We start from the raw sequence: 15,275 nt of genomic DNA on the forward strand, positions 1-15,275 counted from the left end.
TTATTACTCACCAATTTCAATTAATTCCAATCCTTCAGGAGCTGTTGGCATAACATCTGTGCTTAGGTCGATCTCTCCCACAGCCTTGCTAAGAAGTGTAGCTGGATCGAAGCCCCACAATGCATCTGGTGCACCGTTTGTAGTTTGAATTGCCTCAGACATTACTGTTAAAGTAAATAGCTTACCCTGATAGATATTGGTCATGTTAGGTCCGCTGAAGCATACCTTATCAAGCATCTTGATACCAAATCCTGGAAGGATCGGGTATGGATAATAGTAATATCCATCTTTGAATTTCCAAATCGATGGAACCTGATAATCTACAACTCCAGCTACAGGGAGTCCCCCTTCAAACTCTGGGGTTAGTTTTACTCTTACATAAATTTTCTTTGTACCAGTATTCCAGAACCAAACCCACTTGTCGAAGCAGTCACCTGGGTTTACATTTTTTGCCTTACTTTCATCAAAGCATTCAATTACTTTATATTTCAATGTACCTGCCTGAAAATTATTTACTATTGGTTTAGTTGTATAGGTGAACCATGCAAATGTGCCGCCACCAATAAGTAGGACTACAAGCAGAATCACTGAGCCGATCATCAATGTACGCTTTTTCACCGTTCTTCCCCCTTCTCAATTACATCCCCTTGTTACCAGATTCATTACTTGCCCTTATGATTTTTAATCCGATCCGATATTAATTTGGTTTATCATTGGGTCCACGACCGATCCGGTTCAAATGGTAGTTCCTCCATTCCCCAGACGTCCTTCCAGCTTTCATTCGATACAAGAACACCCTCTGCAGTTGCTTTTATCATTAGGAACGCTCCCTCATACTCTGGACCCATATTTGAAATCTCTATACTTTCAATCAAGTCGCTTGTTTTTTGGCCTTCTGTAAGATAATACCTGAAATAATAGTATCCATCAGCTGTAAATTCCCAATCTTCAGATTCTACATTCACTTCGACATTCGATATTGAAAGATTTCTGTCGCTCCATTGAGGAACAAGCCTTACTCTTACGTAAGCCAGCCCCTTCCCGATGTTTTCAACTCGAAGCTCCTCAAGTTCATTCTGGATTAGGTTAAGCTCAATAGAAGTCATTGTAAGATCCTGTGAGCTTTCAGCAGCAGATGAAAACCAAGCTTGTGATTTTCCGGCAATAAGTGCAACAGAGAAGATTAACAATGCTATTATCCCAATATTTTTTTTCATATGTTTCCTCCTTCTCTATGCCTTTTTAGGCTCTTTCCGAATTAGTTTCGGAGCGACGATTGCAATTGCTGCCATAGATACCATGAATACTATTCCAGGTATGCTTGACAAAAACTTGAGAATATAGCCAAGTATCGGTATAGAGAACAAAACCCTTCCAATAACCATTTCAGGTCTCACAGGACTCATATCCTCAGCATTATTCTGATCACCCTTAGTAATAAATGCCTTCCTTTCACCTACTATACGAACGACCCTATGGGTCACCCTTGGAGAGCTATCATCAGATGCATACGTGATCACGTCCCCAATCCTTATTTCATCTACAGGGATCTCCTTTATGATAATCGCTGAGCTCATCATTATTGTAGGTTCCATACTTCCACTTTCTACAATATATAGTCTATGCCCAAGCAGTGACGGCTCTTCTCCAGTAAATCTGGATTGTACAACCATCAGGATAAGGATACCTATCACAATCATAAATAGCCAAAACAGAATGGCGGACAAAAGCTTTATGGTATTTCCTGAAGAGTCAGCTTTCATAACGATACCTCCGTTTCAATCGGAGCATCAAGAATCTCTAACTCCTCAGGAGGATCTGTCTTAGTTGTAGCTGGGCTGAAGCAAGATTCTTCTGGATCAACAGAAACAGCCTCAGATCCAATTATTGTTTCTTCAATTATCGGTTCCAATGCTATCGGTTCCTCGACTATAGGCAGAGATTCAACAGGGACAATAATTTCTGGTATGACCATTATTGGCTCAGGTATTAATATGGTTGGTTCAAGCTCAATATATGCGCTGTCTGACCTGTTGTTAAAATAAGAATAGCTATCGACTTCAGTTTCTACATCATTTGAGGATATAATATTGCCACTGACAACACCTGTTCTCGAACTTGAAAACCATGCTTCGGTTAATTTACTGCATTCAATCTGGACTTTCCCGTCAAGATCCTCCAAAGTAAGCTCAACCAAATCACTCCCACTACTTGCCTTATAGTACATAGGCGCAATGGTGAATATCCTATAATCTCCAATAAAAAGGCCCTCTAAAGTTCCTGACTCTCCAGGCATAAGTGACATTGAGTAGCTTGATCCCATTGGCCCATCTATAATAAAGTCAAATTCTTCATTGCTTCCTACAAGCTCAACAGAATTATTTATGATCGTTATCGAGCCCTTAGGTATTTTTACATCTACGCTAAAATCAATATTTAGGCTTATATGTTCACCCTCAAAGTCAGCACTTATATCTATTGAGTTCCCAATGATCTCATCTCTATTGTAGTCATCAATTTTATATGCTCCATCCAGAGTAATACTCTCACCTGGCTGCAGTGAACCTATATTATCGCTTAAGCCCAGATCATCCTGCACTTCAACGCTACTTAATGTCTCAGTTCCATCATTTGACAGACGGACTTCGTATCTCAATATATCCCCATTAGTCCAATATTCTTCAAGTGGTTCTGCTTCTGCATATAATCCGAGATTTCTATATATAATTACAGGCTCAGGAACAATATACTCGGGCTCGGGTATCGGCTCGAGCTCAGGTGGCAGCTCAGACTCCGGAGGCTGCTCTGGTTCCGGTAGCAACTCTGGCTCTATTGGCAGTAGGGCTTGATCATCGATAATTATCGGATTTACCTCGATCTCTTCTCCATGTACTGTTGATACCTGTGGAAGCACCATAGAAATGCCAAGGATCAGTCTTATTATTAAATACTTGGATCTCATCATACAACCACCCCCCCGTGGAAGCATTTTGTAACCTCTTTGTAATTTCTACTTCCATACAATATATACCTGAAGGTGCTACATGCTGGATTCAAATGGGTTACTTATCGATTACACAATGATCCAAAATACAGAAAATCCCTTGGAAGCTTTTATCCAAGGGATTTTCTAGAAATTTCAACTGCTATATTTTTTTTAACTTAATGTTTAAATCTAGATAATTTCCATTTACTGCTTTGTCGAAGGAATTCCTTATCCTTCCTAAAACTGTGTCTATATCACTCTCTGAAAGACTGTGGAAAAGCACCAGTAACTGCCTTTCATTCCATTGAGATAGTACGTCGCCTTTCCTAAGATCTTTTTTCATGAAGCTTTGAAGCGATTGCATACCTGATCTTATGTCCTCGTTGTGATTGTTTTGAAGACCGCTCTTTCTTATTGTGAGAACTCCCAAGTAAGCATTGTTATGAGCTCTCTCTTTGAGTCTTGCTTCAAAAGAACATAATGACAGGAAATCACTTTTCTCACAAAGCATCATTCCTTCATCCTGGGCTTTTTCTGACTCAAAATCAAGGCAGTCACAATCTACCAGGCTTTCCCCCGTATGATTGCATTTTATTCTCCTGTAGACGTCCTTCATATTGTTGCTGGGTGATTCCCCCAACTCCCTGTAAATCTTACCTGTACAATAGCTGTAATGCTCCAGAGCATACTCCCATTGACCCAGTTTTGTAAGAGCTTCCATAAAAGCGATGTGGAAAAATTCCTCATAAGGCTTGTATCCCATTGCAACTTCACTGGTTGCCAGTATGTCAACATACCTGCTTTCATCTTTAAGGTACTGCAGATACCTTGAAACGCTGCCAACATATAGTCTTTCATATTTGCTTCTTATAGGGACTATCCAGCCTTCGTCTCCCAGCTCACGAAGATACACTCCCTTGTATATCTCCATGACCCTTTTGCAAGCTTCGAGGTTTTCTCCATTTAACAAATGGTTATTTTCAAGGCATTTCAGAAGACAGATAAAGTCTACATTACAGTCACCTTCCAACTCAAATATGTAATAACCATCTATAAAATTTATAGTAAAAAAGGGTACAGAAACATAACCTTCCAGATTGAATAGACTTCTTACTCTTGATATTTGTGTTCTTAGGGCTTTGACTGGATCCTTGTAGTCAATATCTTGCCATAAATCATCTATGATATTTTCAGGTAAAAGTTTCTTTCCTTGTAAGGTAAGTAGATATTTAAAAAGCTTAAGTACTCTGTACTGACTACCTATGGCTGATAAAACTGATTTTCCGTCTACCTTGATGTCGAATTCCCCAAAAGTGTAGACATCGATCATAAAAAACACCTCTGCGGAGTTTGTTTACCCACTTAAATTAAGGCTAAACTTTTCACAAATCAAATCTGAAGCCCTAAAGCTTCAGATTTAAGAGACCTTCTATTAAATTATTTCGTATTTTTTGACATTGTAGGCTCTGGCAATTTTCTCAATATTTTTTTTATTGATGACCGCATAAATATTTTTATCTGATTGCAAAGCTTTTGTAAAAATATCTGAATAACCCTGGCCATTAATCTCTAATACACCTATCTCATCAATGAAAACAGTCCTGATATCCGGATTTAGCAGCAAGCTATTTAGCATCACTGATGCTTTATGGAAGGCATCTTCAGAAAACAGGAATCTATCAACCTCAAGGTATTTCCCACTGAGCCTTTGGGAGTATTCCTTAAGAACTGCAAGTGGAAAAGTCACTCCTGATGATAGCCATTTAAGAGAGTATCCTATAAACTCCGCTGTTTCTGAAAAATCCTTTATACAGGCAAATCCTCCAGCTGTACCCTTTTCTTGGCTTTTGTATATCTCAATCAGTCTATTGGTTTTTCCGCTGTTGTAGTCTCCTGAAACTATTTTAACCTTAACCATAGGCTCACCCTCGTTAAATAAACACATTCAGCATTACAGCTACTGCTAAAGCAGCATACGGTAATACCGGAGGTCTATAGCTAATTTCCTTTGGCTTTATTGCCCTCACAGTGAAAAATATCAGGATGGCATTCACAAAACTTTCTACCATTAGAAATCTAAGGCTTACTATGATCCCGTCTGTTATAAGTGCTGCAGGGAGCTCAAACAATGATATTATAAACATGTACATAAGCCAGAGACATCTCCATGAAATTCCGGCAGAAAATCCTTCGAGAAACCCAAATACTCTTTCATTCCGTTCACAGTAAGCAAAAACCAATGCAACTGCAAGACCTTCAAGGAGGATCGACAGCGCAGGATTTATTATCCTGATAGCCATGTAGCCTGGGACCAGAAAATCGATAAGTTTTATTGCTGCAGCTATTGCAGATGCGTAAAATACTGCCTTAGGTTCCTTCGTCTCAAGATATACTTTGCGCATGAAATAGAAGGCGACAGGAAACATTACAAATCCTGGAAGTCCCGGTAATGCAATCGATCCCAGGTGAATCAGGTTTCCTATAGTAGCTTCACCAATGCCCCACATCGCTCCCCAAAATAATACTGAAAAAAATTTATTTTTCATAGGATCAGCTCCTTTTGAAGCATCTCTTTTAATAATCCTACTGCTGTCGATCGTCTATAATTTCTTGTTGATCTAATATCTGATATTGGACTTATTGCAATGCTGTACATCTCAATAACCTCATCCAGAAGTCCAGAATCCTTTGATAGGTCTACTCCAATAAGCCTTTTTTCAGTTTCATATGATCTTACAACTATTGGCCCGAGTGCTCCGAAGGCTATTCTTATGTCCTCTATTGATCCATCTCGGAGCCTTGAAGCAATGAACACTGATAGCTTGGCTATTGCATTGGCTTTTCTTGAACCAGTCTTTTCAAACCTCCAATTCGTGAAGCTATTTACTGGAATTATTATTTTCGTTAATAGCTCATCCTCCTTTAGAATAGTTTTACCAGGACCTATTATAAATTCAGAAATAGGTATTACCCTTTTCCCATCAATCGAAGAGAGCTCTAATCCAGCATCGAGGGCATATAAGCAAGGGAGGATGTCCCCCGCTGGAGAAGCATTGCAGATATTGCCTCCTATTGATCCCAGGTTTCTGATGGCCGGAGAACCGATACTTCTTAAGGGCTGTCTTATGTAGTCCGGTATCCATGAGCTGTTGATGATTGAAGAAAGCTTTGTAGCAGCTCCAATGGTTATTTTACCCTGGACGATAATTATTTCCTTAAGCTCATCCAAATCTCCGATATATAGTATATCTCTTGAATACTTTGGAAGAGCACCTCCCCAGGACTTATTCTTTACCATAAGGTCGGTCCCTCCAGCATAAGGTATAGCTGAGGTCTCTTTCCTTACACATAAAGCTTCTCTAAGGCTGTCTGGAATGTATGTCTTCACCATAGCCCTTCACCTGCCTTGGATGCCTCAAGTATCCCGTCTGCTATCATGCTATAGCCTGTACACCTGCATAAATTTCCCTCGATGGCTTCGAGTGCCTCTTCTAAGGATGGATGCGGATTCCTTCTTAATAAAGCTTCAGCTGCCAGTACCATTCCGGGAGTACAGAAGCCACACTGGACGCTTCCTGCATTTTCAAAGCCGACCTTGATCGCCTCGAACCTCCTTTGAGTGCTGAAGCCCTCTATTGTAAGTACGTCTTTGCCGATTATAGTCATTGCAGACACAAGGCAGGAGTTTACCAGTTCTCCATTTACCAGTACTGAACAGGATCCGCATTCGCCCTCGCCGCAACCTTCCTTTGTTCCTGTGAGCATCAGGTCATCCCTTAGTATGTCTAGTAGTCTCCTTGTTGGATCAACGTCGACAGATATCACTTCTCCATTCAATATAAAATCAATTTTCATCTCTCATCAGCTCCTTTAAATACTCCGGATTCACAGGAACCCTGTCGATAGATTTTTTTATTGCGTTCTGAAGTGCACTTGCAACAGCAGGAGCAACGCCAACTAACGGTACCTCCCCAAGGCCGCTTGCACCAAATGGTCCGTTCACTCTTGGATTATCGATCAGTATTATATGCGGCCTAGGAAAATCCCTGGAGGAGGGTATGATATATGTTGTAAATGATTTTTGCATAGGCTCCCCATTTACTACCTCAAAGTTCTCCATTAGTGAGAATCCAAGTCCTTGAGCTATTCCGCCCTCGATTTGTCCCTGAACTATTCTTGGATCAATTGGCGTACCTATGTCGTATACTGCCCATACATTCTCTATCTCCACCTCATTTGTTATTTTATCCACCTGAAGCTCAACAACATTTGCACCCCAAGAACTTTCGGGGTATGCATTCCCAATGAATCTGTCGTTGTCCCAGGAAAGCTCCTTAGGATACTCATAGGCTCTTAATATTTCAAACTCCTCTTCTCCCCAGCGCGCCTTCATATCCTTTGCGCAATCCTGAAGCATCTTCCCAACTATAAGTATTGTCCTTGATGCAACAGTTGGCCCTGAATCCGGGCAGTGTTTGGTGTCCGGGTATGAATTTTTAACCATTTCAAACGGGATCCCAAGCTCTTCAGACACTATCCTTCTCAAAGTGGTCAAAACCCCCTGACCAATTTCAGTGCTTGATACAAATATTTCAACCTCACCAGATTTGTTCTTTTTTAACCTGACCTTTGGCTTCAGAAGCTCAGCTTCGCCTGCTCCGGTGAATCCGCAACCATGGAAAAATATTGAAAATCCAATTCCCTTAGAGTACCTGCCAATAGTTTTATCAACACTCCGTTTTTCTTTATAGCCTGACATTTCATTTATCTCTTCTGCCAGCTCATGCAGCTTTATCTTGCTTGGATACTTCCCTTGTGTGGCAGATAAATCCCCATCATTAAGCAAATGTTCTATTTTAAAATCGTAAGGATCGATCCCCAGCTTCAGGGCAATGTTCTCCATATGCATCTCAATAGCAAACATTGCCTGAGGACCTCCAAAGCCTCTGAATGCACTGCTTACTACTTTGTTTGTGGCATAAGCTGCCCCATGGACCCTCAGATTCTCGATATTATATGCTCCTGTTGCAGAGAAGATAGTCCGTTGAAGCACAACGCTCGAAAGCCCGGCATAGGCACCTCCATCCAGCTTAACCTTGATATCCATTGCTCTGATCTTGTTATTATCATCAAGGCTGCTTCTTATGGTTATGATCGATGGATGTCTTTTCGTGCTTGCTACTATATCTTCCTTTCTGTCGTATATAAGCTGTACGGGTTTGCCTGATTTCATGGCTGCCAAGGCACTTAGTACCGCAGGAATAGAAGGGTAATCCTCCTTACCGCCAAAGCCTCCTCCTGTTGGCTGTTGAATGACCCTTATTTTCTCTTCACTTAAGCCCAGAGAGACTTTGAGGGCCTCCACTACATAGTATGGGCACTGCATAGAGCCTCTTAACTCTATAGCACCATCCCTGTAGCATGCTTGAAAAGCCTGTGTTTCCAGGTAAGCATGCTCCTGGTAGCCTGTAGAAAGTGTATCCTCAAATATTCGAAAAGGAGGTTCAAAGTACTTGTCTGGATCTCCCTTGGTGTAGGAGTACGATATGGAGTTTAGACCATCTGCAAAATGGTACTTATCTGGATCGGCGTGCGCTTCCTCAATTGTATCAACCGGTTCAATATCTTCATACTCAACTATGATTTTCTCAAATGTATCCTGAATATTGTTCTTATCCCTTCCAACGATCAGCAATATCGGCTCTCCTATGTAGTTTACCTCGCCTTCTGCCAGAAAAGGCTGATCGTTATAGACTATAGGCACCCTATTTGTGCCTGGAATGTCATGATAGTCAACGATAAATATCTCATCCTGAAGGTCTGGATAAGAGATACTCAGGATTTTGGCTCTTTGCTTTTCCGATCTGTATACCTTACAGTAATAGAGTTCATCTGGTCTTAAATCAGATGTGAATAATGCCTTGCCGGTTATTTTATCATTAAAATCCTGTCTTTTTAAAGATTCCTTAAAGCCAATCACATTACCACCTGCCTCCTTTACTTAGGAAACCTTTTATTTGCTCATATTCTAAAATAGTATCGATATCCCACAGTATACCTGGATCTCTCACAGGGATCTCAGTGAAAGGTCGCTCAGAGATATACTCTCTGAGTGAATGGTGGACCGTATCAAGTAATATCCTGTCTGCTTCGCCTCGATCGATAAACACCGGGTGCCCCTTTTGCCCATTGAATGTTGGAATCACAATGCTTTCCGACAATGAAAGCATAAGCTTTGGGGTGCTCTTGTCTATCACAGGACAGTCTCCTGGAATAATAAATATCTTTTCGCCTTTTGCAGATCTCAAGCCAGCCCTGATGGATGAGAACATCCCTTTCTTATAATCAGGATTGTTTACGATCTCCACTTTATCAAACAATCTTAGGAGGCTTGTGAAATCCTCTGCTTTGGGGCCAGTGACAATAAAAATGTTATCGCACATATCTTCAAGACTTTCTATTGTCATTTCAATCAATGCTTTTCCGCCGATTCTCAGCATAAGCTTATTTTCCGGATATGTCCTTGAGGACAGTCCGGCAGCTAAAATTACCGCATCAACAATCATATTGGGTCCCTTCCTAAATTAGACAATAGAGATCATTGGAATTTCTTAACAATTTTTTACCCGATTTTATCGCTTTAATTCATTGCAAGGGAGTGCTGTGCGCTTGTAATACATTCGTAATGTTATTGTAACCCCTTTGACCACCCTTCATTATATAATGGTCATAACTACGGACATAAGAAAGGGGAACGATATGAAAATAAGAAAAACAACGGTCTTGATTATGCTGATAGCCGCAATTATATGGCTAAGTCCTGCCTCCTTATCTGAGGCTGCAAATATCCAACTACCTGAGAAGATATACGAGACGGTAAATAAGACTCCAGTATCACCGGGAGTTGTTCACGAAAACTATCAAAGATTCACGGCCAGTGGGTGGTGGAATATCAACGTATTGAGGGTAGATCTGACCGACAAGTATACCAGCGTTGGCAGCTTGTTTAATCCATCCGGACTATCGTCAAGAGACAGCATAGGCGGAATGGTTGAGAAAAAAAATGCGATTGCCGGAATAAATGGCGACTTTTATAATTTCCAACCTATCCCTAACTCTCTAGGTGCTCTTGTTGATAATGGAAGGATCCTTTCCTCTCCAAATCATCTCCCTGTATTCTATCTTGAGGATGATGAAGCATTTGTTGACTACTTTACAACTAAAATCACTCTTACCAACTGGCGATCCGGTTACCAATTGCCTGTTACTACCATAAATAAGGTTTCAACGAACTTTGATACTATAATGATGTTTAACTCCAACTGGGGTACGAAGTCCATCGGCAATAGATTCCACCAGGATTTGACAGAGTTTCTAGTGGTAAATGATATTGTTGTAGATAAAAGGACAGGTGGAGCAGCATTTGATATCCCTGCAGATGAAAATGCTTTCGTTATAGCATCTAGGAGCTCATGGGTAAATGACTTCCAACCAGGGGACAGAGTGCAGCTGGATATAAGTATTACACCCGATTTGAGAAATCTCCAGTTTGCAATCGGTGCAGGCGGTATAATTCTAAAGGATGGACAAGCTACTAATACTGATGTTGTCGTATCAGGAAATCATCCAAGAACCGGCATCGGGATAAGTAAGGATAGCGAAGAGATCATACTTGTGACTATCGATGGGCGTGACAGCTCCTTCAAAGGCGTCTCTCAGGAAATGTTCGGAGCGATCCTAAAGGATATGGGAGCCTGGAATGGAGTAAACCTTGACGGCGGAGGCTCCACCACAATGGTCGTTAAGCCCAGTGGGGAAGCTAAGGCCACTGTAGTGAATAAGCCGAGCGAAGGAACACAGAGACTTGTCGTAAATGGAGTTGGTGTATTCAGTTCAGCTCCAGTAGGAAAGGCTGACAGGCTAGAAATCTCTTCTGTAAAATCGAGTGTTTTCATTGGAGAATCGAGTGCCCTGACCGTAAAGATTTATGATCAATATCATAACCTGATAGCGACAAACCCCTCAGATATAAGATGGAGGGTCTCAGGAGATGTTGGAAGGGTAAATAATGGCTCTTTTTTCGCCGAAAGTTCGGGTATAGCAAAGCTTACAGCTACCTATCAGGGTGTCACTGGCGAAGGAGAAATTAGAGTACTGTCCAGCGTAGTCGAGATATCAACCACCGTCGATAGTTTTAACGTCGCTGCCGGCGGGTCCAGGAATCTTGGGAAACTGATAGGGATAGATAAATCAGGTTATTCAGGTGAATTGTCCTATTCCAATGTATCAGTATCTGTAAAAGGGAATATAGGCGAGTTTAAGGATGGCGTATTTTATGCTGCAAGAAATGTAGGTGCAGGATCATTAATACTGAAATCTGGTGATGCTGTCAAGACAATAAAAGTATCAGTAGGGTCGCAATCTATGGAAGTAGCATCCTTTGAAGAAGGTATTAATTACAGATTTTCTGGTTACCCCGCTGCTGTGCTTGGCTCAGCTGTACCCTCAACAGATGCTGTAGATGGAAAATCCAGCATCGAGCTTATTTACGATTTTTCAAAAGGTGAGGGAACACGAGCAGCTTATGTGGACTTTTTAAATACTGCAAAGGGAATTGCTCTTCCGGGGTCTCCCGTCAGGATAGGCCTAATAGTAAATGGAGATTCCTCCGGGACCTGGTTAAGGGGAACTCTTCTGGATTCGGCAGGCAAAAGTCATGTGATCGATTTTTCTAAGGCAATAGATCATAAAGGCTGGAAGCAACTGGAGGCCTCTGTTCCTGATGGAGTGACTTACCCTGTCAGCCTTCAGAGAGTATATGTTGCAGAGGTCAATGAACAGAAGCTTACTGTAGGCAGAATTTTGATCGATGCACTTACTGTGCATACGCCAACTCCATTTGATGACTCTGTTGAAATAATAAGTACCAAGGTACAGGATCCACTTGAGAAAACAATCCAGGGAGGATACAGATTAGCGGTTTATTCAGAGCCATCCATCGTAGGAAACACTTTGTTCTCAAAGATCGTATCCTCTTCAAGACTTACTGGCCTTATACAAAGACTTAACGGTGCGAATGTCGGAGTGCAGCTGGGGAATATGAGCCAAGGCTTCAAGTCATCAATATCTCACAATAGAGTATTGTCAGGAGGAGCTGTGTATGGGATCCATAAGGAGGGGGAGCTTACAGTCATAACACTCCAGGCAAGTTCGGAGGGTATCAGAGCGCAGGACAGCAGTCAATGGACAAGGCTTATGAAGGAATTTAATAGTGGAGAAAGAAATCTAATACTTGTTATTAACAGGTCAGTTACAAGCTTTAGCGATACAATGGAGGCTTCTCTTCTTCACAAACTATTGGTTGAGGTATCGGAGTCTGGAAGAAATGTGTTTGTGGTCCAATCAGGTTCTAAAAATATTTCTCAACTTCGGGATGGAGTAAGATATATTGAGCTGACAGGCACAAAGGCTTCAACTCCATATGAGCTATCTGGCTATTCTTACTTCGAGCTTTCTATCGATGGTAGAAATTCCAACTACCAAGTAGTAAGTCCTTTCAAGCTTTCTAAATAAAAACCAAAGGCTCCTTAAGAGAAATATCCTCTAAAGGAGCCTTATTGTTCCTGGTCTACTAGCAGCAGTTCGAGCTTTTATCTTCATCTCTCATGGATTTTCGGATGAAAGCGAATATCTTGCTCTCAGATATCCAGGTATTGATCAATGCATTTGCACATCCTACCCCCGCCTCTACGTCTATAGCATTTACCGGGCAATTGATATCACAAGCACCGCACTCTATGCAGTTGTTTCTCCTTGCTAAGTCTGCTTTCAAATCATTTATATCGAAAACATCCTGTGGGCACACGATTTTACACATACCGCAACCCGTACATTTTTGCCGGTCCAATTTAATTTTAGCTATATCCTTGATATATCCCATTTTTACACCTCAGATCCTTACTATCAATGCACTTACTATAATCATAGCTAATCCCAAAATAAAAGCGGAGCCTATCACGGGTAAAGCTCTCATAGTTTCCTTCTTCACTCCAGATAAAGATGTAAAGGTCGTACTTCCGGTGAAATTTAAGCCCAAATAACATATCACAGATGTAGATAACAGAATATTTGAAGCCGCAGTAAACATATCTCTTGAGAAACCAAATTGCTCAGGAAATGCAACCAGGATAAATGACCAAATAAGGCCAAGTATCGCAGCTTTTGCCGAGAACATCGTGAAAGGAAGTTTAGGCAGAGCAGCCGGAAACACTAGCGTTCCAATTAGGATTGCTATTAAATAGGAAGCTGCACTTTTAATGGAGCTCAAGAGGACTCCCAATATGCTCATATTACCTTGTATCAATCTGGTTAACACAAATAGAATAAATATTGGTACCAAATACCTTATAGCTGAAACTGCCTCAACAAGTGCTACTTCCATTCTATCATAAAGACCAAAATCTACTTTTCTCATGGCATCAGAGGCAACATTCCCATTTTCAATATAGTTTATAATATCCTCTGAACGAACTGGCCCAAACTCAACTTTAAATCCAGTGTATTTCGTAACCTGCCATGCGCTTACTCCAGGCGCTGAGAGCTGTGGAAGAATAACAGTTTTGTGGTCAACCAAACTGCTTATCTTGTGTTTCTTGATCCTAAAAATCAACTCTTCAGTGGAAAAGGTTCCTTTGCCGGCTGCACACCAGACATTCACGCCCTTTGTGTCTAAAACCAAAAGCCAGGTATCAACTCCTGATAAACTTCCCCTGAGCTTATCAAGGGTAAGCTTGTAGTTGCCTGAAATCAAGACCGGGGATCTTTTATCCGGTTTTCCGATTGCATAAACTCCAACTGGTACTGTATAGTCATCTCTTCCAATACCAAGTCGCATCAATAGTTCCCAGTGTTTATCGAAAGGATATATCTCGTTGGAAAGAATCGGTACCCTCCCGGAAGCAGTATCAATATCCCCAATAGTAATATGTCTAATCCTTTCATCACTATAAGGAGTTTCTTTTTGTCTTATTTTTTCTTTCAGCTTTTCCTCCAGACTGGAGGATTTCTTCTCTTCAATGACTCAGCATTGTTTGTTATTAGTAATTTCCATCTTATCTCCTCTTCCAGCTAAATTAATCAAAAAACCGCACAGGTCCTATAGTAAACACCAGTGCGGTCATTGTTCAAACATTCTATTTATCTATTGAATTTTGATCTCTCGCTGTCTTTCATGCTTTTTTCAAGATATGCAAGTGAGTCAAGGGATTTTCCAGTTCCTATTGCTACACATTCAACAGCATTGTCAGCAAGCCGTGTGGGAATACCAGTCTTCTCTTCTATGAGCTTATCGAGACCATTGAGCATGGCACCGCCGCCTGTAAGATAGATCCCAACATTGCTTATATCTGAAGACAGCTCAGGTGGGGTTTTTTCAAGGACCTCATGTACAGCTTCAAGGATCTCGTTGACCGGCTCAGCAAGTGCCTCCAGCATATCGTTTGATGAAACAGTTACAGTTATCGGCAAACCTGTAAGAAGATTTCTTCCCTTTATCTCCATAAACTTTTCTTCCTCAAATGGATACGCACAACCGATTTCGACCTTTAATGATTCAGCAGATCTTTCACCTATCATCATATTGTATTTCTTCCTGATATATCTAATTATAGCTTCGTCGCATTCATCTCCGGCAGTTTTTATGGATTTGCTTACAACTATTCCTCCAAGTGATATAACAGCAACGTCTGAGGTTCCCCCACCAATATCTACTATCATATTCCCGTTTGGCAAGGTTATATCAAGTCCGGCACCAATAGCTGCTGCAATAGGCTCTTCTATAAGGTAGGTTTTGCTGGCGCCTGCTTCGTTGCTTGCTTCCATTACAGCTCTCTTTTCTACTTCAGTTATCCCGCTGGGAACGCATATTATAATTCGAGGCTTGAGCCACATCCTTCCGAGGGCTTTCTGAATGAAGTATTTCAGCATCCTTTCAGTGATGCTGTAGTCAGAGATTACGCCATCCTTTAAGGGTCTTACCGCGACAATGTTACCAGGAGTTCTTCCCAGCATCTTTCTAGCTTCCTCTCCCACTGCGAGAAATTTATTTGTATATTGGTCTATTGCAACGACGGATGGCTCCTTCAAAACGATGCCCTTTCCCTTGATGTATACCAGTACGCTGGCTGTACCAAGATCTATACCTACGTCTGCTCTCAAAGCGCTCATGCATATCCTCCTTTGCCGGATTTTTTCTTCAAGTATGTAAAATAAAGGTCCTAACAATTACTAT

Annotated in this window: 15 protein-coding genes; 1 reads left to right on the top strand and 14 read right to left on the bottom strand. The window is 41.2% G+C overall.

The window, feature by feature from the left end; translation table 11 throughout:
• Positions 1-3: 3 nt before the first annotated feature.
• The 11 genes from AC4PHB_RS08450 to AC4PHB_RS08500 form a co-directional block, all read right to left on the bottom strand.
• The gene (locus tag AC4PHB_RS08450) at positions 4-618 is read right to left on the bottom strand and encodes a TasA family protein (RefSeq protein ID WP_492136007.1); all 615 of its coding nucleotides are present in this window, start codon (positions 616-618) and stop codon (positions 4-6) included.
• 92 nt (positions 619-710) lie between these two features.
• Positions 711-1,217 carry a hypothetical protein gene (locus tag AC4PHB_RS08455; protein WP_492136008.1) on the bottom strand — a complete coding sequence of 169 codons (507 nt, stop codon included), beginning with the start codon at positions 1,215-1,217 and terminating at the stop codon, positions 711-713.
• A 15-nt stretch (positions 1,218-1,232) separates the two neighbouring features.
• Positions 1,233-1,763, bottom strand: a complete 531-nt coding sequence (locus AC4PHB_RS08460; RefSeq protein ID WP_492136009.1) for a signal peptidase I — start codon at positions 1,761-1,763, stop codon at positions 1,233-1,235.
• Positions 1,760-2,965, bottom strand: a complete 1,206-nt coding sequence (locus AC4PHB_RS08465; protein WP_492136010.1) for a hypothetical protein — start codon at positions 2,963-2,965, stop codon at positions 1,760-1,762. Before AC4PHB_RS08465 ends, AC4PHB_RS08460 begins: the two co-directional genes overlap by 4 nt.
• A 181-nt stretch (positions 2,966-3,146) precedes the next feature.
• Complete coding sequence (locus tag AC4PHB_RS08470) at positions 3,147-4,316, bottom strand: AfsR/SARP family transcriptional regulator (protein ID WP_492136011.1); 1,170 nt, start codon at positions 4,314-4,316, stop codon at positions 3,147-3,149.
• A gap of 102 nt (positions 4,317-4,418) precedes the next feature.
• Entirely contained in the window at positions 4,419-4,904 is a 486-nt protein-coding gene (locus tag AC4PHB_RS08475) for a nucleoside-triphosphatase (protein WP_492136012.1), read from the bottom strand.
• A gap of 13 nt (positions 4,905-4,917) precedes the next feature.
• A complete protein-coding gene (locus AC4PHB_RS08480) occupies positions 4,918-5,532 on the bottom strand; it encodes a hypothetical protein (RefSeq protein ID WP_492136013.1) in 615 nt (204 codons plus the stop codon).
• Positions 5,529-6,377 carry an FAD binding domain-containing protein gene (locus AC4PHB_RS08485; RefSeq protein WP_492136014.1) on the bottom strand — a complete coding sequence of 283 codons (849 nt, stop codon included), beginning with the start codon at positions 6,375-6,377 and terminating at the stop codon, positions 5,529-5,531. Before AC4PHB_RS08485 ends, AC4PHB_RS08480 begins: the two co-directional genes overlap by 4 nt.
• Positions 6,371-6,841: a (2Fe-2S)-binding protein gene (locus AC4PHB_RS08490; RefSeq protein ID WP_492136015.1), complete on the bottom strand. Its 471-nt coding sequence runs from the start codon at positions 6,839-6,841 to the stop codon at positions 6,371-6,373. The genes AC4PHB_RS08485 and AC4PHB_RS08490 overlap by 7 nt, the downstream gene beginning before the upstream one ends.
• The gene (locus AC4PHB_RS08495) at positions 6,831-8,966 is read right to left on the bottom strand and encodes a xanthine dehydrogenase family protein molybdopterin-binding subunit (protein WP_492136016.1); all 2,136 of its coding nucleotides are present in this window, start codon (positions 8,964-8,966) and stop codon (positions 6,831-6,833) included. The genes AC4PHB_RS08490 and AC4PHB_RS08495 overlap by 11 nt, the downstream gene beginning before the upstream one ends.
• A gap of 1 nt (position 8,967) precedes the next feature.
• Positions 8,968-9,552 (bottom strand): nucleotidyltransferase family protein, encoded by a 585-nt coding sequence (locus AC4PHB_RS08500; RefSeq protein WP_492136017.1) that lies wholly within the window; start codon positions 9,550-9,552, stop codon positions 8,968-8,970.
• 193 nt (positions 9,553-9,745) lie between these two features.
• Here AC4PHB_RS08500 and AC4PHB_RS08505 point away from each other — a divergent pair, with 193 nt between their 5' ends.
• Complete coding sequence (locus AC4PHB_RS08505; RefSeq protein ID WP_492136018.1) at positions 9,746-12,559, top strand: phosphodiester glycosidase family protein; 2,814 nt, start codon at positions 9,746-9,748, stop codon at positions 12,557-12,559.
• Between the two features lie 58 nt (positions 12,560-12,617).
• On the opposite strand, the gene hgcB is transcribed toward AC4PHB_RS08505, so the two are convergent.
• The 3 genes from hgcB to AC4PHB_RS08520 form a co-directional block, all read right to left on the bottom strand.
• Positions 12,618-12,926: a mercury methylation ferredoxin HgcB gene (gene hgcB / locus AC4PHB_RS08510; RefSeq protein WP_492136019.1), complete on the bottom strand. Its 309-nt coding sequence runs from the start codon at positions 12,924-12,926 to the stop codon at positions 12,618-12,620.
• A gap of 9 nt (positions 12,927-12,935) precedes the next feature.
• A complete protein-coding gene (gene hgcA / locus AC4PHB_RS08515) occupies positions 12,936-14,096 on the bottom strand; it encodes a mercury methylation corrinoid protein HgcA (RefSeq protein WP_492136020.1) in 1,161 nt (386 codons plus the stop codon).
• Between the two features lie 86 nt (positions 14,097-14,182).
• A complete protein-coding gene (locus AC4PHB_RS08520) occupies positions 14,183-15,211 on the bottom strand; it encodes a rod shape-determining protein (protein ID WP_492136021.1) in 1,029 nt (342 codons plus the stop codon).
• Between the last annotated feature and the right edge of the window lie 64 nt (positions 15,212-15,275).

It is taken from the genome of Gudongella sp. QWL-04, assembly GCF_058683975.1.